This window comes from Micromonospora sp. C28ISP2-4 (genome assembly GCF_030519385.1).
In the GTDB taxonomy this organism is placed as follows: Bacteria; Actinomycetota; Actinomycetes; order Mycobacteriales; family Micromonosporaceae; genus Micromonospora; species Micromonospora tulbaghiae.
The window spans coordinates 471,065-494,749 of sequence record NZ_JAUMKG010000002.1 but is presented as its reverse complement, the minus strand read 5'-3'; the positions used below and the strand labels follow the sequence as shown (position 1 = coordinate 494,749).

The window sequence follows — 23,685 nt, the reverse complement described above, 5'->3', positions numbered from 1 at the left end:
ATCGCGCCGAAGGCCCGCCGGCTCCCGCCGGCGGGCCTTCGTCCGTCCCACCCGGCCCCATTCGTGCCCCCCGTGCCCCCACCCCATCGATCATGAAGTTGACGGCCGAAATGGAGATCGAATACGCCGCCAACTTCATGATCAACGTGGCGGCGGCGGGTGGGGGGTGAAGGGGTCACTGAGGTGCGGGGTGGCGAGGACAGCGGGGGAGAGGGTCGTCAGCAGGCTCGTGCGGGAGTGGCGGGCCGTTTCCGGGTCCACCTCGTGGGCGTACGCCAGCTCTGGTTCCACCAACTGCACCGCGTGCACCAGCAGGTCGCCGGTGACCAGGAGGCGCTCGTCGTCCGCCTCGACCAGCACCGACTGGTGACCCGGCGTGTGACCGGGTGTGTGCAGCAGCCGTACCCCCGGGGTGAGGGGTGTCTCGCCGTCGACCACCCGCAGGCGGCCGGCGGCGCGCAACGGCCCCAGCAGCCGGGCCGGCAGCTCCGGGTGGAACAACTCCAGCGCGTCCAGCTCGGCGCGTTGGACCAGATGGTCCGCGTTCGGGAACAGCGCGCCGGCCCAGCCCACGTGGTCGGTGTGCAGGTGGGTGAGGACCACGCTGCGTACGTCCGCCCTGTCGATGCCGGCCGCGGCCAGCTCGGCCGGCAGCCGGCCCGGCACCGGCGCCCAGCTCGCGGCGAGCGAGTCGGCCGGGCCGATGCCGGCGTCGACAAGAGTGACCGGCCCGTCGCCCGCCCGCACCGCGAACGCGCGGAACCGCAGCCACCACCCGCCGTCGTCGGTGACGGCACCCGGGTCGAGCCGGTCGGCCGCCGCCCAGTGCGCCCGGGTGGCGTCGGGAAACGCCTCGCCACGGGGCTGGAAGAAGGGCCCCTCGCCGTCGGAGAGCGCGGTGACCGTGATAGACCCGATGGTGCGGCTGCGTGGCATCGGACGATGATGCCAGCGGGCCGAGGCGCGGCGCAGCCCGCATTCCGGCGGTCCACCCGGGCCGCCTGGGGACTGCCGGTCAGTTTCCAGTACGCTCGTACTGCTTGAGCACGTGTCCCCCGAGAGGAGCGCCGGCCGATGGCGAAGATCAAGGTAAACAACCCGGTCGTGGAGATCGACGGCGACGAGATGACCCGGATCATCTGGAAGCAGATCCGGGAGCAGCTGATCCTGCCCTACCTCGACGTCGACCTGCACTACTACGACCTGTCGATCCAGCACCGTGACGCCACCGACGACCAGGTCACCGTCGACGCCGCCAACGCCATCAAGGAGCACGGCGTCGGCGTCAAGTGCGCCACCATCACCCCGGACGAGGCCCGGGTGGAGGAGTTCGGCCTGAAGAAGATGTGGCGGTCGCCGAACGGCACCATCCGCAACATCCTCGGCGGCGTGGTCTTCCGCGAGCCGATCATCATGTCGAACGTGCCGCGGCTCGTCCCGGGCTGGACCAAGCCGATCATCATCGGCCGGCACGCGCACGGCGACCAGTACAAGGCCACCGACTTCGTCGTCCCCGGCCCGGGCACGGTGACCATCACCTACACCCCGGCCGACGGCGGCACCCCGATGGAGATGGAGGTCGCCAACTTCCCCGGCGGCGGCATCGCCATGGGCATGTACAACTACGACGAGTCGATCCGGGACTTCGCCCGCGCCTCGTTCCGGTACGGCCTGGACCGCAAGTACCCGGTCTACATGTCCACCAAGAACACCATCCTCAAGGCGTACGACGGCCGGTTCAAGGACATCTTCGCCGAGGTGTTCGAGAACGAGTTCAAGGCCGAGTTCGACGCCGCCGGCCTCACCTACGAGCACCGGCTCATCGACGACATGGTCGCCGCCGCGCTCAAGTGGGAGGGCGGTTACGTCTGGGCCTGCAAGAACTACGACGGTGACGTGCAGTCCGACACCGTCGCGCAGGGCTTCGGCTCGCTCGGCCTGATGACCTCGGTGCTGCTCTCCCCGGACGGCCGCACCGTCGAGGCCGAGGCCGCGCACGGCACCGTCACCCGGCACTACCGGCAGTACCAGAAGGGCGAGAAGACCTCGACCAACCCGATCGCCTCGATCTACGCCTGGACCCGGGGCCTGGCCCACCGGGGCAAGCTGGACGGCACCCCGGCGGTCACCGAGTTCGCGAACACGCTGGAGAAGGTCATCGTCGACACCGTCGAGGGCGGTCAGATGACCAAGGACCTCGCGCTGCTCATCTCGCGGGACGCCCCGTGGCTGACCACCGACGAGTTCATGAACGCGCTCGACGAGAACCTGGCGCGCAAGCTCGCCGCCTGACGTGCAAGGAAGGGCCCCTTCTTAACGCCTCGCGTTGTAGAAGGGGCCCTTCTTAACACCTCAGGCCCGCCGGGACGGCGTGACCTCGTTCGGTGCGCCCTCGTTGACAGGGTGGACGAGATGCCAGTCGCGTCCAGGAAGGTGGGCCGTGGCCGCGCACCGGCGACGCCGACCTTCGAGGCTGCTGAGCGCAGCCAGCCGTCCCTTCCCTGCGGGGGGTCCTGTCCCGGGCCCCCCGCGCCCCCATGCCCGGGCCGCGGTTGTTAAGAAGGGGCCCTTCCTCTACCGCAGGCGTTAAGAAGGGGCCCCTCCTTGCACTTCATGCGGCGCGGAGCAGCTCGGCGGCGCGTTCCGGGGCGATGTCGTTGATGAAGACGCCCATGCCGGACTCCGACCCGGCCAGGTACTTCAGCTTGTCCTTGGCCCGCCGGATGCTGAACAGCTGAAGGTGCAGGTGCCCCAGCTCCCGGTCGATCCGTACCGGCGCCTGGTGCCAGGCCGCGATGTACGGCATCGGCAGGTCGAACAGCCCGTCGAAGCGGCGCAGCAGGTCCAGGTAGAGCGGCCCGAAGGCGTCCCGCTCGGCGTCGTCGAGCGCCGGGATGTCCGGCACCGGCCGGTGCGGCGCCACGTGCACCTCGAACGGCCAGCGGGCCGCCGCCGGGACGTACGCGGTCCAGTGCTCGTTGCTCGCCACCACGCGGTCCCCGGTGGCCCGTTCGGCGGCCAGCACGTCGGCGTAGAGGTTGCCCCCGGTGCGGTCGGCGTACCGCCGGGCGGCGGTCAGCATGCTGCGGGTGCGCGGCGTGACGAACGGGTACGCGTAGATCTGCCCGTGCGGGTGGTGCAGCGTCACCCCGATCTCCACGCCCCGGTTCTCGAACGGGAAGACCTGCTCCACCCCCGGCAGCGCGCTCAGCGCGGTGGTGCGGTCGGCGAGCGCGTCCAGCACCGTCCGGACCCGCCGCGGGGAGAGCCGGGCGAACGAGGCGTTGTGGTCGTCGGTGAAGCAGACCACCTCGCACCTGCCGCGTCCGGGGCGTACCGGGGTGAACGGCGTGATCTCGGCCGGTTCGTCGGCCACCCGCTGGCTCAGCGAGGGGAAGCGGTTCTCGAACACGGCCACGTCGTAGTCGGGCGCCGGGATCTCGCTGTGCCGGTCCCCGCGGGACGGGCACAGCGGGCACTGGTCGGCCGGGGGCAGGAACGTCCGGGTCTGCCGGTGCACCGCCACCGCCACCCACTCGTCGGTCAGCGGGTCGTACCGCAGCTGCGAGGCGGGTGGGGGAGGGGGCAGGTCCCGCCGGTCCGGCTGGTCGCGGACCGCGTCGTCCCGCTCGTCGAAGTAGATCAGCTCGCGGCCGTCGGCCAGCGCGATCTGCGTACGCTTCACTGCGCCCCCCTCGTCGTGGGCACCGTCACCAGTTCACCCACCCTGTCGTCGAGTACCCGTCGGGCCTCGGGTGCCAACCGGTCGTCGGTGACCAGCACGTCCGCCGCGTCCAGCGGCACGATCGACGAGATGCCGACGGTGCCCCACTTGGTGTGGTCGGCGAGCACCACCAGCCGGTCCGCCGCTGCCACGAGTGCCCGGTTCGTGTCCGCCTCCATCAGATTGGGCGTGGTGAAGCCGGCCCGTTCGCTGATCCCGTGCACGCCGAGGAAGAGCAGGTCCAGGTGCAGCGCGGCGATCGCGGCCACCGCCAGCGGGCCGACGAGCGCGTCCGACGGCGTGCGTACGCCGCCGGTGAGCACCACCGTCTGGTCCGGCCGGCCCCCGACGTGCAGGGCCTCCGCCACCGGCAGCGAGTTGGTGACCACCGTCAGGCCGGGCACGTCCACCAGTCGCCGGGCCAGCTCGGCGGTGGTGGTGCCGGCGGAGAGCGCGATCGCGGCGCCGGGCCGGACCAGACACGCGGCGTACTCGGCGATGGCGGCCTTCTCGGCGGACTGGCGGACGGACTTGGCGTGGAAGCCGGGCTCGTCGGTCGAGCCGGGACCGGCCGGCGTCGCGCCCCCGTGCACCTTGGCGAGCAGGCCCTGCTCGTGCAGCGTGTCCAGGTCGCGCCGGATGGTCATGTCGGAGACGCCGAACTCGGCCGCCAGCTCGGTGACCCGGACGCCACCGGCGCGGCGTAGTCGTTCCAGGATGGCCGTCTGCCGCTGCCGCGCCAGCATCCCGGCTCACCTCCGTGCCTCACGGACCGCGCGACACTCCACGCGGTCGAACGTGTTCCAACAAAGACGAACACTACCGCGCAACGAGGGGTGATGCGAAACCGCCGCCGTCCGGAAGCCGGACGACGGCGGTCGAGGTGCGGGGAGGCCGGGACCCGGCCGCGGTCAGGCGGGCTGGAGGCGGGGCTCCACCCAGCCGGTCTCGGTCAGGTGCTCCATCACCTTCCCGATGGCCTCCTCGACGCTCAGGTCCGAGGTGTCCACCACCAGATCGGCGTCGGTGGGCTCCTCGTACGGGTCGTCGATGCCGGTCATCCCGGTGATCAGGCCGGCCCGGGCGCGGGCGTACAGGCCCTTGCGGTCGCGCTGCTCGCAGACCGCCAGCGGCGTCGCCACGTGGACCAGCAGGAAGCCCGCCCCGGCCGCCTCGGCCATCTCCCGGGCGGTGGCGCGGGCCGCCGCGTACGGCGCGATCGGGCAGCAGATGCCGACGCCCCGGTGCCGGGCGATCTCGGCGGCAACCCAGCCGATCCGGCGCACGTTGAGATCCCGGTCGGCCTTGCTGAACCCCAGCCCGGCGGAGAGTTCCCGCCGCACCACGTCGCCGTCGAGCAGCGTGATCGTGCGGTCGCCCTGCTCGCGGAGCACGTCGGCCAGCCCGCGGGCGATCGTCGACTTGCCCGAGCCGGACAGGCCGGTCAGGAAGATCACCAGGCCCCGGTGCCGCCGCGGCGGGCGCGCCCGGGTCAGTTCCTTCGCCACCGCCGGCGGCGTGTGCCACTCGGGCAGCGGGAAACCCCGGTCCAGCAGGTCGTCGATCTCACGCGTGCTCAGCGCCAGCCGCCGGTTGCGCGGCGGGATGTCCTCGCGCCAGCGCCACTGCCCGTCCCGGTTGTCGTAGGCCAGCTCGCGCGGCACCAGCACGCGCAGGCCGGCGCCGGAGAGCATGCCCTCGGTGGAGAGCAGATGGGTCACCCCGTACGCGGCGGCGACCCGGGCCCGCAGCAGAGCGTCGCTGATCTCGTCGCGCCGCCGGGCCAGCGGCACCGCCACCAGCGTCGCCGGGGGCATCCGGTCGCGCGCGGCGAACACGCTGCGCACCAGCGACTCGGCCGGCAGGCCGCCGATCGACTCCTCGCCCACCGGGATCATCACCAGCAGGTGCGCGCCGAGCGTACGGGCCGCGTGCGCGATCTGCGCCAGCTGCGGCCGGTGCAGCGGGCGGTCGGCGAACACACCGAGCACCCGGCCCGGCGGCAGCAGCCCGCGTACCTCGTCGGGGCCGCGCCGCAGCCGCTGGAACGGCCCGTGGCCGCCGTCGCCCAGACGGCGCACTGTGCCACCGACACCCACCATGCCCTCACGGCCGGGCCAGACGTCGGTCACGTCCATCGCCGCCACCGGCGCGCCCTCGCCGTCGGTGAGCACCACCGCCCGGCGGGCCGGGTCGGCCGGGTCCAGCCCGTCGGCGAGCGCCGCCGGCACCTGGAGCGTCACCGGCACCGGCCAGGGCGTGCCGTCGGCCAGCCGGCCGCGCCGGTTCAGCGAGGCCAGGTCGGCCCGGCTCATGAAACCGGTGAGCGGCGCGTACGCCCCGCTCAGCAACAACTGGAGATCGGCCAGCTCAGCGGGCCTGGGCGCGTACGACGGCGCATCCCGCAGAACGTCCTCGGGCAGCAGCCACCCGTTGCTCATCGAACCCCCAACTCACCGGCCGGCACACAGTTTCGCAGCCCACCGGCGATCGGTCGAGAGCGCCACCCGGCCTCCCGGTGATCGCGTGTCCGGCGACCGCGCCGAGGACGAGCCGGGGTCACCGAATCCTTACCGGCGGGCCGCGGCCGGTCGATCGTGCGAACGGCTGCCGGAGCGCGCCGACCGGCCGAGCGCGCGGTCCCGTATCCGACGTACCGCGCGGCGGAGACGGGACCGGAGCCGGCGCGAGTCCTCCACGCGGGGCACGCCTCCGTCGGCCGCGCAGCGCACCACGAGCGGCAGGCGGGCGTCCAGCGCCCAGCCGGCCTGGATCACCCGGGCCCGGACCTCCCAGGTGCCCGCGGTCCGGCCGTTGTTCAGCGCCGCGAAGTCGACGGTGGCGGTGCTGCGGTGGCGCACCTCGCCGGCCTCGACCCGTTCGGTGGTGGCGGCCACCGGCAGGAAGAACTCCTCCCGGCTCTCCCGGCGTCGGAGGACGACGTCGGTCCTCGCCCCGCCGGCCCGCATCACGACACCGGCCGGCGCCGCGTCGGCCACCGGGAGCACCGGCAGCCCCTCGTCGTCGAAGCGCAGCGGCTCGTCACCCGAGCGCAGGTCGGCGGAGACGGTGACGTTCAGCGTCCGCCCCTGGACCCGCCATTCGCCGACCGATGCGTACGCCTGGACGCTCGCCTCCCACTCCGCCAGCCGGCGCAGGTCCGCCACCCGGCCCTGCGCGGCGAGGTGCGCGATCACCTGGAACATCGGCGGCAACCCGGCGACCGCCTCCGGCGTGAAGCGGTCCTCGACGAGCCGGCCCACCTCGCCGGCCACCTGGTCGGCCCACCGCTCCGGCGCGCTCAGCAGGACCTGCCCGCGCAGCCGGCTCAGCATCTCCTTGCGCAGCCAGCGCCGCTGCAGCCGGAGACGAGTTGCGGCGGGCGGCCGGTGCGCGTCCACGATGTCCAGCGCCTCTCGCAGCGCCGCGTAGTACTCGGCCGGGTCCATCCGGGTGGCTGTGACGTTGCCCGCGTCCACCCGGCGGACGTGGTGGTAGCAGGGGTGATCGGCCAGCACGCAGACCCGCTCGGCGCGCAGGTAGGCAGCCGCCATCAGCCGGTGGTCCTCCAGACGGCGCGGATGGCCCTCCGGGAACCGCAGCCCGTGCCGGTCCAGGAAGGAACGCCGGAACAGCTTGTGGCAGGTCATGCTGTCGGCCAGCGGCGCGTTCGCCAGTGTGACGCCGAACCGGTTCTCCCGGAACAGCTCCCGCGGTACGCCCCGCCGGTGCCCGATCATCCGTCCGATGACGATGTCCGCGTCGTGTCCGCGGGCGCACGCGTGCAGGCGGGCCAGCGCCTCGTCGCCGAACCAGTCGTCGTCGTCGGCGAAGAAGACGTACTCGCCGCGCGCCTGCTCCAGCCCTCTGTTGCGCGGGTGCGACGGCCAGCCCGAGTGCTCCAGGTGCAGCACCCGCACGTGCGGGTCGGCGGCGGCCAGCTCGTCCAGGCGCTGCGGGGTGCCGTCGGTCGACCCGTCGTCGGCGAAGACAACCTCGTACGAGCCGGACGGCAGCCCCTGCCGCGGCAGCGACGCGACGAGCGGGTCGAGGTTCGCGCCGCAGTTGTACGTGGGCACCACCACGCTCACCACCGGCCGGTCCGCATCGTCGCTCATGTCGCCCCCCGTCGAGTCGGCCCCCACACGGTGGCAGCTTCCCCGCGCCGCCGCCACCCCGCGCCCGCCACCTAGGGGCCGCGGCGGCCGAGGATCAGGGGATCGCAGGGGTCAGGAAGGGCTCCGGCCCGGCCCCGGAGTCCTACGCTGAACGGCGTGACACTGCTCGCGACCGAGTCGCTGACCAAGACGTACGGAGGCCGGGTCACCGCGTTGGCCGACCTCACCGTGTCGGTCGAGCCGGGGATCATCGGGCTGGTGGGCGCGAACGGCGCCGGCAAGTCCACTCTGATCAAGATCCTGCTGGGTCTCCTCCCGCCGACCAGCGGCCGGGTACAGGTGCTCGGCCTCGACCCCACCACCGACCCGGCCGCGGTCCGCGCCCGGGTCGGCTACATGCCCGAGCACGACGCCCTCCCGCCCGACCTGTCCGCCGCCGAGCTGGTCACCCACCTGGGCCGGATCAGCGGGCTGCCGCGCACCGTCGCCCGGGAACGGGCCTCCGAGGCGCTGCGCCACGTCGGTCTGCACGAGGAGCGGCACCGCGCCGTCGGTGGCTATTCCACCGGCATGAAGCAGCGCGTCAAGCTCGCCCAGGCGCTCGTACACGATCCCGATCTGCTGCTGCTAGACGAGCCGACGAACGGCCTCGACCCGGCCGGCCGGGACGCGATGCTCGCGCTGATCCACCGGATCGGCACCGAGTTCGGCATCTCGGTGGTGGTCTGCTCGCACCTGCTCGGCGAGGTGGAGCGGATCTGCGACACGCTCGTCGCCATCGACGGCGGCCGGCTGCTGCGCGCCGACCGGGTGTCCGCCATGACCACCGCCACCGACGTGCTCGCCGTCGAGGTGAGTGAGGGCACCGAGGAACTGGCCGCCCGGCTCACCGCGCTCGACCTGCCGGTGACCCGCGACGGGCGGCTGCTGCTCGTCCCGCTCGCCGACGACGCCACCTACGACCAGATCCTCGGCGCGGTCGCCGAGCTGGACCTGCCGCTGCACCGGCTGGACCAGCGGCGGCACCGGGTGGCCGAACTCTTCGCCGCGAGGGAGCCCAGCCATGTCTGACGCGACCGGGGTCATCCACGACATCGGCTACCAGCGCTACACCGGTCCGCGGCTCGGCCGCCGGCAGGTCTTCGGCGCGCTCTACCTGCACGGCGTGCGTACCGTCTTCGGGCTGGGCCGCAGCGCCAAGGCCAAGATCTTCCCGTGGCTGGTGGTCTCCGTGGTCACGGTGGTCGCCGCCGGGGTCACCGCGGTACGCAGCCAGATCGGCGAGGTGGTGATGACGTACGCCCAGTTCGCCGACGCGATGAGCTGGCTGGTCATCTTCTTCGCCGCGGTGGCCGCGCCCGAGCTGGTCTCCCGCGACCTGCGCAGCGGCGTGCTGCCGCTGTACTTCTCCCGGCCGCTGCCGCGCGGCGACTACGCCCTGTCCAAGCTGCTGGCGCTCGTCACCGCGCTGTGGCTGCTGCTCGGCGGCCCGCAGCTGGTGATGTTCCTCGGCGCCGCGTTCACCACGAACCGGGGCGTACGCGGGGTGTGGGACGAACTGCTCGACCTGCTGCCCGGGCTGCTCTACGCCGGTCTCTGGGCGGTGGTGTTCGCCTCGATCGCCCTGCTGGTCGCCTCGCTCACCGGCAAGCGCGCGTTCGCCGCCGGTGGCATCGTGGCGGTCTTCCTGATGACCACGCCGGTGGTCGGCGTGCTGTCCATCCTGCCCTCGGCCACCGTCAACGAGCTGGCCTTCCTCGCCTCCCCGCCGACGCTCGTCGGTGGCGTGGGCACCTGGGCGCTCGGTGACGCGCTGACCCAGGGCCAGGGCGGCGGCATCCCGATCGGTGACTTCGGGCCGGTCTACGCCGCGGTCGCCGTGCTGCTGGTCGCCGGCTGCGTCAGCCTGCTGCTCCTGCGATACCGGAAGGTGGCCGCCCGATGACGGCGATCAGCACCCAGTCGACGGCCGGTGCGCCCGCCGCCGCGACGAGCACGCTCGACCTGGCGGGCGTCTCCCGCTGGTACGGCAACGTGGTGGCGGTCAACGACGTCACCATGCGGCTCGGCCCCGGCGTGACCGGCCTGCTCGGTCCCAACGGCGCCGGGAAGACCACGCTGCTGCACATGATGGCGGGCTTCCTGTCCCCGTCCCGGGGCACCGTGACGCTGGACGGGGAGCCGACCTGGCGCAACCCCGCCGTCTACCGGCGACTCGGCCTGGTCAGCGAGCGCGAGGCGGTGCACACGTTCCTCAGCGCGTACGAGTTCGTGCTCGCCAGCGCGAAGCTGCACCGGCTGCCCGACCCGGAGGCCGCCGCCCGGCGGGCGATCGAGCTGGTCGAGATGCAGGACGCGCAGACCCGCCGGATCGGCACCTACTCCAAGGGCATGCGACAGCGCACCCGGGTCGCCGCCGCGCTCGTGCACGACCCGCAGGTGCTGCTGCTCGACGAACCGTTCAACGGGATGGACCCGCGCCAGCGGCTGCACATGATGGCGCTGCTGCACCGGCTCGGCGACGCGGGGCGGACCATCCTGTTCAGCTCGCACATCCTGGAGGAGGTCGAGCAGGTCTCCGGCACGGTCCAGGTGATGGTGGCCGGCCGGCTCGCCGCCTCCGGCGACTACCGGACCATCCGCCGCCTGATGACCAACCGGCCGCACGTGTTCGCGGTGCGCTCCACCGACGACCGGGCGCTGGCGGTGGCGCTGATGGCCGAGGCGTCGGTCTCCGGCGTCGAGCTGGACCGTACCGGCCTGACGGTCAAGGCCGGCGACTACGGCGCATTCACCCGGGCACTGCCCCGGATCGCGCTCCGGCACGGCATCCGGGTCCGGCAGCTCCTGCCGGAGGACGAGTCGCTGGAGAGCGTCTTCTCGTATCTGGTGGAGGCATGATGTCGACAGTCACCTGGATCACCGCGCGCGGCCTGTTCGGCCGGAGCCGGTTCCTCATGCTGCTGCCGTTGCCGCTGGTCCTGATCGGCCTGGCGGTGCTCTGCCGGTCGCTCGGCGTCGACCCCGGCGAGTGGGGCCCGCCGGTGCTCGTCGGCCTCGGCCTCGCCGTGGTGCTGCCGGTGGTGGCGCTGATCGTGGGCACCGGCGTGCTCGGCGCGGAGATCGACGACGGCACCGTCGTGCACATCCTCACCAAGCCGCTGCCGCGCTGGCAGATCGTGCTGCCGAAGCTGGCGGTCGCGGCCGGCGTCAGCGCGGTCACCGTCGGCGTCCCGATCTACGTCGCGGGCGTGCTCGCCGATTCGGTACGCCTCGGACTCGCACTTGTCGCCGCCTCGGCGGCGGGCGCGCTGGCGTACTCGGCGCTGTTCCTGGCGCTCAGCCTGGTGACCCGGCGTCCGGTGCTGCTCGGCCTGGTCTACGTGCTGATCTGGGAGGGGCTGCTGGGCCGGTTCGTCGGCGGCACCCGGGTGCTGTCGATCCAGCAGTGGGTGATCGCCCTGGCCGACCGGATGGCGCCGACGCCGCTGCTCGGCACCACCGTCTCGGTGCCTGTGGCGGCGGTGCTCACCGCGCTGGTGGCGGTCGGGTTCACGGTGCTGGCGATCGACCGCCTGCGCTCGTTCAGCGTGGCCGGCGAGACGAGCTGAACCCGGGGAGAGGAACCCGTTTTCCGGCGTTAGCGGCGGAAAACGGGTTCCGCCCCGCCGTGTCCGGTCTGCTAGTTTGCGGCGGCCACACAACCGACACGGGGAGAACACCTTGCGTTCAGCTCGACTCGCCCTGCTGGCTCCGGCCGCGGCGGTGATGATCGTCATGTCCGGCTGCGGCGACGGGGACGACAAGCCCTCCGCCGGCCCGGCGGCACCCTCCGCCCCCGCCGCCACGTCCGTACCGCCGGTGACGCCGGCGCCGGCGGGCCTCGACGACGCCACCCGGACGACCTGCGCGAAGGCGGAGAAGGACATCACGGCCGCGCTGAAGGAGGCGGCCGAGGCGGAGAAGATCGGCCCGCCGGCCGGCCACTCGGCGGTCAGCGCCCAGTACTCGGCGGGCGCGGCCACGCTCTACACGCACGCCTTCACCAGTAGCGACGAGGTCAACGGCGCGGTGAAGGGCGTCGCCACCGCCATGACCGACCTCGCCGACACCTGGGCCGAGGCGCCGGGCAAGGCGCCGAGCAAGGCGGATCTCACCGCCGCCCGGGCCAAGCTCAAGACCGCCTGCACGGCGAACTGAGGCACTTACCGCCGAGGGGCGGCCCGGTCGGCGCTCCGGGGTGTTAAGAAGGGCCCCTTCTACAACGCCAGGCGTTAAGAAGGGGCCCTTCCTTACATGCGGCCGCCGTGCGGCGGTTCAGAACGCGCAGGCGATGACCAGTTCGGTGGTGCGGTCGGGCAGCAGGTCCAGCTTCGCGATCCGGCCCGCCGCCCGCAGGTCGTCGGCCACGGCGCCGAGCTGGTCGAGCACCGCCGCCGGTCCGAGCGCCTCGGCCAGCGGCACGTCCGCCTTCATCGACAGCTTCCGTTCCGACTTGGCGCGGCGCACCTGACCCAGCGCGTCCGCGGCCAGCCGCAGCAGCTCCGGGTCACCCGGCGCCTCCATGGCGCGGCCCACCTCGTACGTGGTCGGCCAGGGCGCGCGGTGCACCGACCCGTACCGCCACCACGACCAGACCTCCTCGGTGACGAACGGCAGCACCGGTGCGAACAGGCGCAACTGCACCGACAGCGCGGTCGCCAGCGCCGCCCGCGCCGAGTCGGCCGCCGGCCCGGTGCCGTAGGCGCGCTCCTTCACCAACTCGATGTAGTCGTCGCAGAACCGCCAGAAGAACGCTTCGGTGGCCATCAGGGCGGCGGTGTGGTCGTACCCGTCGAAGGCGGTGGTCGCGGTCGCGACCACGCCGGACAGTTCGGCGAGCATCGCGGTGTCCAGCGGTTGGGTCGCCGCGGCCCGCAGCGCGTCGGCGGCGCCCAGCCCGAGCGCGAACCGCGACGCGTTGAGCAGCTTGGTGGCCAGCCGTCGCCCCACCTTGACCTGGGCCGGGTCGAAGGCGAGGTCCATGCCCGGCTTGCCGCTGGCGGCCCAGTAGCGGACCGCGTCGGACCCGTTGCGCTCCAGCAGCGCCATCGGCGTGACCACGTTGCCCTTGGACTTCGACATCTTCTTGCGGTCCGGGTCGAGGATCCAGCCGGAGAGCACAGCCGTGTGCCACGGCAGCGCGCCGTGCTCCAGGTGGGAGCGGGCCACTGTGGCGAACAGCCAGGTCCGGATGATGTCGTGCCCCTGCGGACGCAGGTCCATCGGGAAGACCCGGGCGAACAGGTCCGGGTCGGTCTCCCAGCCGCCGACGATCTGCGGGGTCAGCGACGAGGTGGCCCAGGTGTCCAGCACGTCCGGGTCGCCGGTGAATCCGCCCGGCTCGCCGCGCTGCGACTCCTCGTATCCGGGCGGCGGCTCGCTCGTCGGATCGATCGGGAGCATCGCCTCGTCCGGTGTGAGAGGGTGGGACCAGTCCGGCTCGCCAGCGTCGTCGAGCCGGTACCACACCGGCACCGGCACGCCGAAGAACCGCTGCCGGCTGACCAGCCAGTCCCCGGTGAGGCCGCCCACCCAGTGCTCGTACCGGTGCCGCATGTGCTCCGGCACCCAGCGCAGCTCCCGGCCCCGGGCCAGCAGTTCCTCGCGCAGGCCGGCGTCCCGGCCGCCGTTGCGCAGATACCACTGCCGGGTCGAGACGATCTCCAGCGGCCGGTCGCCGCGCTCGTAGAACTTCACCGGATGGGTGATCGGCCGCGGCTCGCCCACCAGGTCGCCCGCGTCCGCCAGCAGCTCCACGAGCGTCCGCCGGGCGCCGTTGACGGTCTGCCCGGCCAGCGCCGCGTAGGGCTCCGCCGGCACGCCGGCCGGCGGCTCCGGCAGGAGGCGCCCGTCCCGGCCGATCACCACGCGGGTGTCCAGCCGAAGTTCACGCCACCAGGTCACGTCGGTCAGGTCGCCGAAGGTGCAGACCATCGCGATGCCCGTGCCCTTGGCCGGGTCCGCCAGCGGGTGCGCGCGCACCGGCACCTCGACCCCGAAGACCGGGGAACGCGCGGACGCGCCGACCAGGTCCGCGTACCGCTCGTCGTCGGGGTGGCAGACGAGCGCCACGCAGGCCGGCAGCAGCTCCGGGCGGGTGGTGTCGATGAGCACCTCCCGGCCGTCGGGGCCGGTGAACCGCAGCCGGTGGTACGCGCCCGGCCGCTCCCGGTCCTCCAGTTCCGCCTGTGCGACGGCGGTGCCGTACCCGACGTCCCACAGCGTCGGCGCCTCGGCCTGGTACGCCTCGCCCCGGGCCAGGTTGCGCAGGAACGCGCGCTGGCTCGCCGCGCGGGCCGCCGACCCGATCGTGGTGTACGTCAGCGACCAGTCCACCGACAGCCCGAGCCGCCGCCACAGCGCCTCGAACGCCTTCTCGTCCTCCACCGTCAGCAGCTCGCACAGCTCGATGAAGTTGCGCCGGGAGATCGCTGTCGGGTTCTTCCGGGCCGCGTCGTCCACCGGTGCGGCGGGCGGGCGCCAGTCCCTGTCGTACGGCAGCGCCGGGTCGGGCCGCACGCCGTAGACGTTCTGCACCCGGCGTTCGGTGGGCAGCCCGTTGTCGTCCCAGCCCATCGGGTAGAAGACGGTCCGCCCGCGCATCCGCTGGAACCGCGCCACCGTGTCGGTGTGCGTGTACGAGAAGACGTGTCCCATGTGCAGCTCACCCGACACGGTGGGCGGGGGAGTGTCGATCGCGTATACGTCCGACCGCTCCTTCGTGCGGTCGAACGCGTACGTGCCGTCGGACTGCCAGCGGCGGGCCCAGGTCTCCTCGAGGCCGTCCAGGCTCGGACGCTCGGGGACGCCGCCGCGGGCGCTCCTCGTCGTGTCGGTCATCAGCCGATGGTAGGCAGCCACCCCGCCGCACTCCACGACTTTCCCCACCCGCGCGTCCCTCGCCGATCTTGCACTTGCCGCCCCCGCACAAGCCACTTTCCGGGCATTTCTCGGGCCGTAAGTGCAAGATCGACGGGGAGTTGAGGGGGAGGGAGGGGGGAGGGCTAGAGGAGGGAGTCGCGCCACTGGCGGTGCAGGGTGGCGTAGCGGCGGTCGGCAGCGATCAGCTCGGCCGGCGGGCCGTCCTCCACGATCCGGCCGTCGTCGAGCACCAGCACCCGGTCCGCGGTCTCCACCGTGGAGAGCCGGTGGGCGATCACCAGCGCGGTGCGGTCCCGCAGCACGCTGTGCAGGGCACGCTGCACCAGCCGTTCGGTCGGCACGTCCAGCGACGAGGTCGCCTCGTCGAGGATCAGCACCCGGGGGTCGGCGAGGAACGCGCGGGCGAACGCGACGAGCTGCCGCTGCCCGGCCGAGAGCCGGCCGCCGCGCCTGTGCACGTCGGTGGCGTACCCGTCGGGCAGCGCGGCGATGAAGTCGTGCGCGCCGATGGCCCGCGCGGCCGCGACCACCGCCTCGTCGTCGGCGTCCGGCCGGCCGAATCTGATGTTGTCGGCCACGGAACCGCTGAACAGGTGGGTCTCCTGGGTCACCAGCACCACCGCCCGGCGCAGCTCGGCGTCGGCCAGGTCGCGCAGGTCCACCCCGTCCAGCCGGACGGCGCCCGCGTCCGGGTCGTGGAAGCGGGCCACCAGCTTCGCGACTGTGGACTTCCCGGCGCCGGTCGGCCCGATCAACGCCACGGTCTGCCCGGGCGGCACGGTCAGATCCAGGCCGGACAGGATCGGCGCCTGGCGGCGGTAGCCGAAGTCGACGGCGCGGAACGTGACCGCACCGCGCGGCGGCCCGGCGGGCAGCGGCACCGGCCGGGCCGGTTCGGCCACCGCCGGGCGCTCGTCCAGCACCCCGGCCAGCTTCTCCAGCGCGGCGGTCGCCGACTGCAGCGAGTTGTAGAACTGGCTCAGCTCCTCCATCGGCTCGAAGAACCGGCGCAGGTAGAGCAGGAACGCGGCGAGCACACCCACCTCCACGCCGCCGCCCAGGACCCGCCAGCCGCCGTATCCGAGCACCACCGCAGCGGTCAGGTTGCCGATCAGCCGGATGCCCGGCGAGTAGATCGCGATCAGCCGGAACGCGCGCAGGCTGGAGCGCCGGTAGTCGTCGTTCACCGCACCGAAGATGCGGTCGTTGCGCTCCTCCCGCCGGTACGCCTGCACGGCCCGGATGCCGCGCAGCGACTCGACGAAGTGCACGATGACCAGCGCCACCGCCTCCCGGGTGCGCCGGTACGCCCCGGCCGAGGTGCGGGCGAACCACCGCGACAGCACGAACAGGAACGGGAACGCGAGCAGCGTCACCGCCGCCAGCGGCAGGTCCAGCCAGAGCAGGATGCCCGCCACGGACAGCACCGAAAGCCCTGCCATCACCAGCTTGTCGATGCCGCCGTCGACCAGTTCGGCGATCGACTCCAGATCGCTGGTCAGCCGGGACACCATCCGGCCGGACGTGTAGCGCTCGTGGAACCCGACGTCGAGGCGCAGGAAGTGCCCGTACACCCGCCGGCGCAGGTCGAGCAGGACGGCCTGGCCGATCCGGGCGGCGAGGGTGAGGAACGCGCGCCGGGCCGCGTACTCGACTGCTGTGGCGACCACGAACGCGGCGGCGACCGCGATCAGCGGGCCCGGGTCGCCGGCCCGCAGCGGCCCGATGCCCCTGTCGATGCCGAGCATGACCAGGTACGGCCCGGACATCGCGGCGGCGTTCTGGGCCAGCAGCAACGCAACCGCCAGCGCCAGCGCGCGCCGGTGCGGGCGCAGCAGCCGTCGCAGCAGAACCCGGCTGCGCGCGCGCAGCCGGGTCACCGCCGTCGGCGACGAGTCCTCGGCCCGGCTGCGGTCGGCGTCCGGGTCGGTGGCCCGTCCCCGCCAGCGGGACAGGTCGTCGCGTCCATCGGCGCGGTTCCCGTCGTCGTGGCGTGCGCCGGTCGCGCTGTGCGCCGCCCGGTGCCCGGCGGTGCGCGCGCCGGTGTCGCGCGGCGCGTCGCGGGGCCGGGGGACCCGCGGCGCGCGGCCGGTCACGAGCGCACCAGGCCGACGCCGTCGCTCCGCCGCTCCGGCTCGGCGGACAGCACCGCCCGATAGGCGGGTACCCGGGCCAGCAGCTCCGAGTGGGTGCCGACGGCGGCGATCCGGCCGTCGTCGAGCAACGCCACCCGGTCCGCCAGCGCCACTGTCGAAGGGCGGTGCGCCACCAGCAGGGTCGTGGTGGCGGTGTCCCGGAGCACCCGGCGCAGGGCCGCCTCGACGAGCGCCTCGGTGTGCACGTCGAGCGCGGAGAGCGGGTCGTCGAGCACCAGCACCGCCGGCCGGCCGAGCACCGCACGCGCCAGCGCGAGGCGCTGCCGCTGCCCGCCGGACAGCGACAGCCCCTGCTCACCGACCCGCGTGGCGAGCCCCCACGGCAGCTCGTACGCGAACTCCGCCTGGGCCAGCGTCAGCGCCGCCCGGACCTCGTCCTCGCTCGCGTCCGGACGACCCAGTGTCAGGTTCTCCCAGACCGACATGGAGAACAGCGTCGGCTCCTCGAACGCCACGGCGACCGCCCGGCGCAGTGACTCCAGCCGCAGGTCACGCACGTCGTGCCCGTCGAGCGTGACCCGGCCGCGCGTCACCTCGTGCAGCCGGGGGACGAGCGACAGCAGCGTGCTCTTGCCGCAGCCGGTGACGCCGACGAGCGCCATCGTCTCACCCGGCTCGACGGTCAGGTCCAGGTCGCGCAGCACCGGCGCGGAGGTGCCGGGGTAGCGGAAGCCGACCTGTTCGAAGCGGAGCCGGCCGCGCACCTCGCCCCGGTCGAGCGACCGTGCGTGCGGTGCGTCCACGATGGTCGGCGGTGTGTCCAGGACCTCCTGGATCCGGTCGGCGGCGGTCGCTGCCTCCTGGCCGTTGGCGATGATCCAGCCCAGCGACTGCACCGGCCAGATCAGCATGAGCTGGAGACTGACGAACGCGACCAGCTCACCGATGGACAGCGCACCCTCGGCGACGGCTGCGGCGCCGGCCACCAGGACCGCGCCGAGCGTCAGGTTGGGCACCAGGTCGAACAGCGCGGAGGTGCGAGCCAGCAGCCGGGCCTTGCCGATCCCGGTGTCGTGCAGCCGGCGCGCGCCGACCGCGAACCGGGCAGCCAGTTCCGGCCCGCGCCCGTACGCCCGCATGGTGCGCAACCCCAACGCCGTCTCCTCGACCAGCGTGGCGACGTCACCCTGCTGGTCCTGCATCCGGCGCGACGCCGCATGGTAGTGGCGCGCGAAGCGGCGGCTGATCAGGAACAGCGGTACGGCGCTCGCCGCGACCAGCAGTCCCAGCCACTGGTGCAGCCGGATCAGCAGCGCCACCACCGCCGCGTAGGTGACCAGGTTGAGCACCAGGAACAACAGCCCGAAGGAGAGGAACCGCCGGATCACCGAGAGGTCGCTGGTGATCCGGGACAGCAGCTGGCCGGACTGCCAGCGGTCGTGGAAACCGGTCGGGAGCCGTTGCAGGTGGGCGTAGATGTCGGCGCGGATGGCGGCCTCCATGCCCACCGAGGACGACGACTGCGTCCAGCGGCGGATGAAGATGAGGACCGCCTCGGCCACCCCGAGCAGCAGAGCCAGGGCGCCGAGCCGAAGCAGCCCGGCCTCGTCGTGCCGGGCCATCGGCCCGTCGACGACCCGCTGCACCACCAGCGGGACGGCCAGGCTCGCCGCGGTGGCGGCAAGCGCCGCGACCAGCAGCCAGGCGAACTCCGTCGCGTACGGGCGCAGGTAGGGCCGCAGCCGCCAGAGGTTGCGCAGCGGCTGGGACCGGACGCCGGTATGCGCCGCGGGGTTGCCGTCGCTGGACGCGGGCACTACCCGACGGTAGCCGCCGGGGGTGACAGTCCGGCTGTCAGCTAGCCGTCACCCGTCCCTCATGCCCGAGAAGCCACTTCTTCACGTCCAGCCCCCAGCGGTATCCGCCGAGCGAGCCGTCGGTACGCAGCACCCGGTGGCAGGGCACGAACAGCGCGGCGGCGTTGCGCGCGCAGGCCGCCGCGGCAGCCCGGACGGCGGCCGGTCGCCCGGCCAGCGCGGCGAACCCGGTGTAGGTGACCGGGTCGCCGGGCTTCACGTCGCGCAGCACCTGCCAGGCGTGCGTCAGGAAGGCGCCGCCGCTGTGCTGCTCCACCGCGACCGCGTCGATCGCGGCGAGGTCACCGTCCAGGTAGGCCCGGACGGCGGTGGTCACCGGACCGAGGTCGGCCCGTTCGCGCAGTTCGCCGCGCAGGCTCGGGTGGATCAACGACATCAGGGCCGCCGGGTCGGCGGTGAACCCCGCCGCGCGTACCGCCCCGGCCGGGCCGGCGAGCACGCTCAACGGGCCGGCGGGGGTGTCGATGACTGTGCTGTCCACAGTGTTCATGCTGCTCTCCAGAGTCGGATGGTCGCGTACGACCGCCAGGGGCGCCAGCGGTCGGCGTACGCGGACAGGGTCTTCGGGTCGTCGGACAGGCCGAGCGCTGCTGCGCCACGGCGTACGCCCAGGTCGGTGGTGAGGGCGACATCGGGGTCGCCGAGTGCGCGCATGGCCAGGTAGCCGGTGGTCCACGGGCCGACGCCGGGCACCGCGGCCAGGAGCCGGACCGCCTCCTCCCGGTCGCCTCCGGGTTCGAGGTCCAGCTCGCCGTCGGCGACCGCGCGGGCCAGCGCCCGGATCGTCTCGCGGCGTGCCGCCGGCATCCGGAACGCCGTGTCGGGCGCGGCGAGCACCTCCGCCGGACCGGGGAACGCCACCAGGCCGTCCGCCGGGTCGTCGGCGCCCGCCCCGCCGGTGGACCGGGTGACGGCGAGCAGGCGGGTGAGCGTGGTCCGCGCCGAGGTCAGCGAGACCTGCTGGGTGGTGACGGCGCGGACGGCCAGCTCGAAACCGTCGACCGCGTGCGGCAGCCGGACGCCGGGCTCGGCCGCGACGGCCGGGGCCAGCGCCGGGTCGGCGGCCAGGGTGGCGTCCACCGCGACGGGGTCGGCGTCCAGGTCGAGCAGCCGGCGGCAACGGGCCACCGCGGGAGCCAGGTCACGCATGTCGGCCAGCCGCAGCGTCGCGGCCACGTGGCCGTCGGCCGGAGTCAGCGCCACCGTGGCGGGACCGTGCGGCAGGCGCAGCCCCCGGTGGTAGGTGCCGTCGCGGACCACCTCGACGCCGGGTAGCGCGCGCAGCGCGAGGAAGTCCAGCAGCGCGCCCGCGTGCAGCGGAGGCCGGTATGCCAGCCGCAGCGAGAGCGTGCCCGCCCCGGTGGTCGCCGCCGCGCCCCGCCGCCCGGCCCGCAGCTCGGACGGCGTGCCGCCGTAGACCTCGCGGACCGTGTCGTTGAACTGCCGGACGCTGCCGAACCCGGCGGCGAAGGCCACCTCGGCCAGGCCGAGGCCGGTGGTCTCGATCAGGATCCGGGCGGTCTGCGCGCGCTGGGCCCGGGCCAGTGCCAGCGGGCCGGCGCCCAGCTCGGCCCGGAGCATCCGGTGCAGGTGCCGCTCGGTGTAGCCCAGCCGGGTGGCCAGGCCGGGCACCCCGTCCCGGTCCACCACGCCGTCGGCGATCAGCCGCATGGCGCGGCCGACCAGGTCGGCCCGGACGTCCCACTGGGGCGAGCCCGGTGCCGCGTCCGGCCGGCACCGGCGGCACGCCCGCAGCCCGGCCCCCTGCGCGGCGGCGGCGGACGGGAAGAACCGGACGTTCTGCCGCTTCGGCGTCATCGCCGGACAGGACGGCCGGCAGTAGATCCCGGTCGACGTCACACCGGTGTAGAACCAGCCGTCGAACCGCGGGTCGCGGCTGTCGACGGCTCGGTAGCACCGCTCGAAGTCCAGCTCCATGCCACGATCCTGCCTCGCAGCTCCGGGGCTCGGCTGGCGGGATTCGGACATGACGTGCGGCAGTAGCGCCAGCCCGGGGAAGTGGCGGTATCCCGCGCCCCGGGACACCGCCACTCCGGCGAGGTGGCGTGGATCATGGCCGGCGGACCCAAGAAAGTGTCGTAAGTGGTCGGTAGCGTCCCGCCACCAACTCAAGAAGAGGTGCGGGGCATGGCGAGCGTGGCCGGGCGGGGTGTCCGCTGATGCGATCGGGGCGAGCACCGTTGGACGCCGCGGTGGTGGAGGGCTTCTACGAGCGGATGCGGGTGGTGGCGTCGGCCGCGTACGGCGCGATCGAGCGCGACCGGGCCGGTGACCCCGGTCGCCCTTTCGCGGACACCGCCTGCGGGCGGCTGGCCGGCTCCCTCGACCCGGACGGGCTGCGCGCGCTGGGCATGTGGGCGCATCACTGGTGCATGCGCTTCTACGACGACGACACCCGGGTCGGCCTGCGGCTGGTCCGCGAGATCGCCGCCCGTTCCGGCCTGGGCTGGACCGCCGACGAGGTGCGGTGGCTGCTCGACCGGTCGTACGCGGCCGGGCCCGCCGCGGCGCACCGGTTCACGCTGCCGCTCGCGGCCGCGGCGCAACTACCGGCCGGTGTGCTGCCCGAGGGCGTCGCCGCCGAGGCGTGGCCGGACGACTGGCGGCGGCTGCGGGCCGGCTGACCGCGCAGCCGCCAGGCCGCCCTGCCGCCGCCCGGCTGCGGCGACCGGTCGGGCAGTTGCGCGAGCACCATCGCCGCCACCGCCACCGCGAAACCGGTGAGCTGGACCGGGTCCAGCGCCTCGCCGAGCACCATCCAGCCGAGCGCCGCCGCGGTCAGCGGGCTCAACGCGCCGAGCACCGACACGCGGGACACGGGCAGTCGCGCCGCGCCCCGGAACCACAGCACGTACGCCAGCGCGGTCCCGGCCAGCCCGAGCCACGCGTACCCGAGGAGGGCCGGCCCGTCGGGCACGGGCGGCGCGCCCTCGACGGCGGCGGCGACCGGCACGATCATCAGGCCACCGGCGACGAGCTGCCAGCTCGTCGCGGCCAGGACGCCCACTCCGGGCGGCCGCCCCCAGCGGCGGGTGAGCACCAGCCCGGCGGCCATCGCCACTGCGCCGGCCAGCCCGGCGGCGACGCCGAGCGGGTCGAGGCCGGCGCCCGGACGCAGCACCACGAGCGCGACGCCGAGCGGGGCGGCCACGGCGGCGGCCAGTGCCGGCCGGCTGGGGCGGTCGCGGAGCAGCGCGACGGTGAGCACCGCCACCAGCAGCGGCTGCGCGGCGCCGAGCACTGCGGCGGTGCCGCCGGGCAGCCGGTACGCGGCGAGGAACAGCAGCGGGAAGAACACTCCGATGTTCAGCGCGCCGAGCACTGCGGCTCGCCCCCACCAGAGGCCGTGTGGTCGTCGGCGGGTCAGCGCGAGCAGCAGCAGGCCGGCCGGGAGAGCGCGGATCGTCCCGGCCCAGAGCGGCCGGTCCGGGGGGAGGAGTTCGGCGGTGACCAGGTATGTGGTGCCCCAGGTGATCGGGGCGGCGGCGGTGAGCGCGACGTCGGTCCAGCGGCGGTCCATGGAAGCCTCTTCTCAGCCCTAAGTATCTTAGCGCTAAGCTAATCAGCCCCGAGCGAAAAGCGGAAGTGGGACGTGCGGCACAATCGGCAGCCGTGACAGGCGACGAGGTGGACGCGATCGTCGAGCAGTGGCGGCGGGAACGACCAGGCATGCGGCCCGAGCCGATGGCCGTGTTCGGCCGCATCTACCGGCTGGCCCGGCTGGTCGGCGACGGCCAGGAGAAGGTGTACGCAGGCTGGGGCATCGGCCGGGGCGAGTTCGACGTGCTGGCCGCGCTGCGGCGCTCCGGTTCGCCGTACACGCTGGCGCCGAAGGCGCTCGCCGCCTCGATGATGCTCACCTCCGGTGGCATGACCGGGCGGCTCGACCGGCTGGAACGGGCGGGCCTGGTACGGCGCTCGCCGGACCCGGCCGACCGGAGGGCGCTGCGGGTCACACTCACCGACACCGGTCGCCGGGTGGTCGAGGAGTCGGCCGAGGCCGGGCTCGCGGTGCAGCGGCGGATCCTCGACGCGTTGCCGCCCGCCGACCAGGACCGGCTGGCCGAACTGCTGCGCACGTTGCTCGCGGCGGCCGAGGCCTCTGATCCGGCAGAATGATCGTCACTGTCATCGGCTGGAAGGACGCCAGTGCCCGCCACTGAACCGACGATCGTCGCCACCAGCATGGGTTTCGCCAGCCGGCGCCGCGGCCCCTGGGACGCCCGGCCCAGCGCGCTGTTCGACCTGATGGCCGAGCTGGCCGGGGCCGGTGACGCGCCCCGCATCTGCTACCTCGGCCAGGCCACCGGCGACCAGCCGACCGGGTTCACCGTCTTCTACGGCGCCTTCGCCGGCACCCGGTTCCGCGCCTCCCACCTGGCGCTCTACCCGATGCCCAACGTCGAGGACATCCGCGCCCACCTGCTCGCGCAGGACATCGTATGGGTCGGTGGCGGCAGCGTGGCGAACCTCTGCGCGGTCTGGCGGGTGCACGGCCTGCCGGAGATCCTGCACGAGTGCTGGCAGGCGGGAGTGGTGCTCGGCGGGGTGTCCGCCGGCTCGATCTGCTGGCACACCGGCGGCGCCACCGACAGCTACGGCCCGACGCTGCGGCCCTTCACCGAAGGGCTGGGCTGGCTCCCGTACGGCAACGGCGTGCACTACGACAGCGAGGAGCAGCGGCGACCGCTGATGCACCGGCTGGTCGCCGACGGCACGCTGCCGGCGAGCCACTGCACCGACGACGGCGTGGGGCTGATCTACCGGGGCACCCGGCTGGCCGAGGCGGTGGCCGACCGTCCCGGCGTGGCCGCGTACGAACTGGTCCGCGCCGAGGACGGCACCGCCCGGGAGACCCGGATCGAGCCGCGCCTGCTGTCCGCCGCGTCGGAGTGACCGGCTTCGCGGACCTGCCTGCCCGGAGG

General features: G+C 73.8%; 19 protein-coding genes and 1 pseudogene. 9 read left to right on the top strand and 11 right to left on the bottom strand.

All coding sequences use genetic code 11. The annotated features are described in order from the left end of the window. Window positions 1-141: 141 nt before the first annotated feature. Window positions 142-936, bottom strand: a complete 795-nt coding sequence (locus tag Q3W68_RS11055; RefSeq protein ID WP_302905339.1) for an MBL fold metallo-hydrolase — start codon at window positions 934-936, stop codon at window positions 142-144. 138 nt (window positions 937-1,074) lie between these two features. Between Q3W68_RS11055 and Q3W68_RS11050 the strand changes: the two genes are divergently transcribed. After that, window positions 1,075-2,292 (top strand): NADP-dependent isocitrate dehydrogenase, encoded by a 1,218-nt coding sequence (locus tag Q3W68_RS11050; RefSeq protein WP_302905338.1) that lies wholly within the window; start codon window positions 1,075-1,077, stop codon window positions 2,290-2,292. A 319-nt stretch (window positions 2,293-2,611) separates the two neighbouring features. Here the strand turns inward: Q3W68_RS11050 and galT are convergent, their stop codons facing one another. The 4 genes from galT to Q3W68_RS11030 form a co-directional block, all read right to left on the bottom strand. After that, window positions 2,612-3,685, bottom strand: coding sequence for a galactose-1-phosphate uridylyltransferase (gene galT / locus Q3W68_RS11045; RefSeq protein ID WP_302905337.1), 1,074 nt, complete (start codon window positions 3,683-3,685; stop codon window positions 2,612-2,614). After that, on the bottom strand, window positions 3,682-4,470 hold the full coding sequence (locus Q3W68_RS11040; RefSeq protein WP_302905336.1) for a DeoR/GlpR family DNA-binding transcription regulator: 789 nt from the start codon (window positions 4,468-4,470) through the stop codon (window positions 3,682-3,684). The genes galT and Q3W68_RS11040 overlap by 4 nt, the downstream gene beginning before the upstream one ends. A 165-nt stretch (window positions 4,471-4,635) precedes the next feature. Further along, on the bottom strand, window positions 4,636-6,165 hold the full coding sequence (cysC, locus tag Q3W68_RS11035) for an adenylyl-sulfate kinase (protein ID WP_302905335.1): 1,530 nt from the start codon (window positions 6,163-6,165) through the stop codon (window positions 4,636-4,638). A gap of 129 nt (window positions 6,166-6,294) precedes the next feature. Further along, window positions 6,295-7,842 (bottom strand): glycosyltransferase family 2 protein, encoded by a 1,548-nt coding sequence (locus tag Q3W68_RS11030; protein WP_302905334.1) that lies wholly within the window; start codon window positions 7,840-7,842, stop codon window positions 6,295-6,297. Window positions 7,843-7,998: 156 nt separating this feature from the next. Here Q3W68_RS11030 and Q3W68_RS11025 point away from each other — a divergent pair, with 156 nt between their 5' ends. The 5 genes from Q3W68_RS11025 to Q3W68_RS11005 all read left to right on the top strand — a co-directional run bounded on the left by Q3W68_RS11025 (window position 7,999) and on the right by Q3W68_RS11005 (window position 12,042). Beyond that, entirely contained in the window at window positions 7,999-8,913 is a 915-nt protein-coding gene (locus Q3W68_RS11025; protein WP_013288493.1) for an ABC transporter ATP-binding protein, read from the top strand. Next, a complete protein-coding gene (locus tag Q3W68_RS11020; RefSeq protein WP_252454651.1) occupies window positions 8,906-9,787 on the top strand; it encodes an ABC transporter permease in 882 nt (293 codons plus the stop codon). Before Q3W68_RS11025 ends, Q3W68_RS11020 begins: the two co-directional genes overlap by 8 nt. After that, on the top strand, window positions 9,784-10,743 hold the full coding sequence (locus tag Q3W68_RS11015; protein ID WP_302905333.1) for an ABC transporter ATP-binding protein: 960 nt from the start codon (window positions 9,784-9,786) through the stop codon (window positions 10,741-10,743). The genes Q3W68_RS11020 and Q3W68_RS11015 overlap by 4 nt, the downstream gene beginning before the upstream one ends. Continuing rightward, on the top strand, window positions 10,743-11,453 hold the full coding sequence (locus Q3W68_RS11010) for an ABC transporter permease subunit (RefSeq protein ID WP_302905689.1): 711 nt from the start codon (window positions 10,743-10,745) through the stop codon (window positions 11,451-11,453). Before Q3W68_RS11015 ends, Q3W68_RS11010 begins: the two co-directional genes overlap by 1 nt. A 157-nt stretch (window positions 11,454-11,610) precedes the next feature. Beyond that, window positions 11,611-12,042 (top strand): hypothetical protein, encoded by a 432-nt coding sequence (locus Q3W68_RS11005; protein ID WP_368045734.1) that lies wholly within the window; start codon window positions 11,611-11,613, stop codon window positions 12,040-12,042. Window positions 12,043-12,159: 117 nt separating this feature from the next. On the opposite strand, the gene valS is transcribed toward Q3W68_RS11005, so the two are convergent. The 5 genes from valS to Q3W68_RS10980 form a co-directional block, all read right to left on the bottom strand. Further along, entirely contained in the window at window positions 12,160-14,724 is a 2,565-nt protein-coding gene (gene valS, locus Q3W68_RS11000; RefSeq protein ID WP_302905331.1) for a valine--tRNA ligase, read from the bottom strand. A gap of 164 nt (window positions 14,725-14,888) precedes the next feature. After that, window positions 14,889-16,721, bottom strand: a complete 1,833-nt coding sequence (locus tag Q3W68_RS10995; RefSeq protein WP_302905688.1) for an ABC transporter ATP-binding protein — start codon at window positions 16,719-16,721, stop codon at window positions 14,889-14,891. Window positions 16,722-16,858: 137 nt separating this feature from the next. Continuing rightward, complete coding sequence (locus Q3W68_RS10990; RefSeq protein ID WP_302905330.1) at window positions 16,859-18,679, bottom strand: ABC transporter ATP-binding protein; 1,821 nt, start codon at window positions 18,677-18,679, stop codon at window positions 16,859-16,861. Between the two features lie 37 nt (window positions 18,680-18,716). Next, a complete protein-coding gene (locus tag Q3W68_RS10985; RefSeq protein ID WP_302905329.1) occupies window positions 18,717-19,229 on the bottom strand; it encodes a methylated-DNA--[protein]-cysteine S-methyltransferase in 513 nt (170 codons plus the stop codon). Continuing rightward, window positions 19,226-20,677, bottom strand: coding sequence for an AlkA N-terminal domain-containing protein (locus Q3W68_RS10980; RefSeq protein WP_302905328.1), 1,452 nt, complete (start codon window positions 20,675-20,677; stop codon window positions 19,226-19,228). The genes Q3W68_RS10985 and Q3W68_RS10980 overlap by 4 nt, the downstream gene beginning before the upstream one ends. 242 nt (window positions 20,678-20,919) lie before the next feature. On the opposite strand from Q3W68_RS10980, the gene Q3W68_RS10975 reads away from it, so the two are divergent. After that, complete coding sequence (locus tag Q3W68_RS10975; protein ID WP_233586042.1) at window positions 20,920-21,384, top strand: hypothetical protein; 465 nt, start codon at window positions 20,920-20,922, stop codon at window positions 21,382-21,384. Window positions 21,385-21,458: 74 nt separating this feature from the next. Here the strand turns inward: Q3W68_RS10975 and Q3W68_RS10970 are convergent. Then, window positions 21,459-22,280: pseudogene (locus Q3W68_RS10970) on the bottom strand (EamA family transporter); the annotation flags it as partial. A 92-nt stretch (window positions 22,281-22,372) separates the two neighbouring features. On the opposite strand from Q3W68_RS10970, the gene Q3W68_RS10965 reads away from it, so the two are divergent. Then, window positions 22,373-22,879, top strand: a complete 507-nt coding sequence (locus Q3W68_RS10965; protein WP_302905327.1) for a MarR family winged helix-turn-helix transcriptional regulator — start codon at window positions 22,373-22,375, stop codon at window positions 22,877-22,879. 30 nt (window positions 22,880-22,909) lie between these two features. After that, on the top strand, window positions 22,910-23,656 hold the full coding sequence (locus Q3W68_RS10960; protein WP_302905326.1) for a peptidase E: 747 nt from the start codon (window positions 22,910-22,912) through the stop codon (window positions 23,654-23,656). Window positions 23,657-23,685: the final 29 nt, after the last annotated feature.

Coding starts and splice junctions, on each gene's coding strand:
- Q3W68_RS11050 (WP_302905338.1), top strand. CDS start 1,075: ATGGCGAAGATCAAGGTAAACAACCCGGTCGTGGAGATCGACGGCGAC.
- Q3W68_RS10985 (WP_302905329.1), bottom strand. CDS start 19,229: ATGAACACTGTGGACAGCACAGTCATCGACACCCCCGCCGGCCCGTTG.
- Q3W68_RS11055 (WP_302905339.1), bottom strand. CDS start 936: ATGCCACGCAGCCGCACCATCGGGTCTATCACGGTCACCGCGCTCTCC.
- Q3W68_RS10980 (WP_302905328.1), bottom strand. CDS start 20,677: ATGGAGCTGGACTTCGAGCGGTGCTACCGAGCCGTCGACAGCCGCGAC.
- valS (WP_302905331.1), bottom strand. CDS start 14,724: ATGACCGACACGACGAGGAGCGCCCGCGGCGGCGTCCCCGAGCGTCCG.
- Q3W68_RS10975 (WP_233586042.1), top strand. CDS start 20,920: ATGCGATCGGGGCGAGCACCGTTGGACGCCGCGGTGGTGGAGGGCTTC.
- Q3W68_RS11020 (WP_252454651.1), top strand. CDS start 8,906: ATGTCTGACGCGACCGGGGTCATCCACGACATCGGCTACCAGCGCTAC.
- Q3W68_RS11005 (WP_368045734.1), top strand. CDS start 11,611: ATGATCGTCATGTCCGGCTGCGGCGACGGGGACGACAAGCCCTCCGCC.
- cysC (WP_302905335.1), bottom strand. CDS start 6,165: ATGAGCAACGGGTGGCTGCTGCCCGAGGACGTTCTGCGGGATGCGCCG.
- Q3W68_RS11015 (WP_302905333.1), top strand. CDS start 9,784: ATGACGGCGATCAGCACCCAGTCGACGGCCGGTGCGCCCGCCGCCGCG.
- Q3W68_RS11010 (WP_302905689.1), top strand. CDS start 10,743: ATGTCGACAGTCACCTGGATCACCGCGCGCGGCCTGTTCGGCCGGAGC.
- Q3W68_RS11040 (WP_302905336.1), bottom strand. CDS start 4,470: ATGCTGGCGCGGCAGCGGCAGACGGCCATCCTGGAACGACTACGCCGC.
- Q3W68_RS11030 (WP_302905334.1), bottom strand. CDS start 7,842: ATGAGCGACGATGCGGACCGGCCGGTGGTGAGCGTGGTGGTGCCCACG.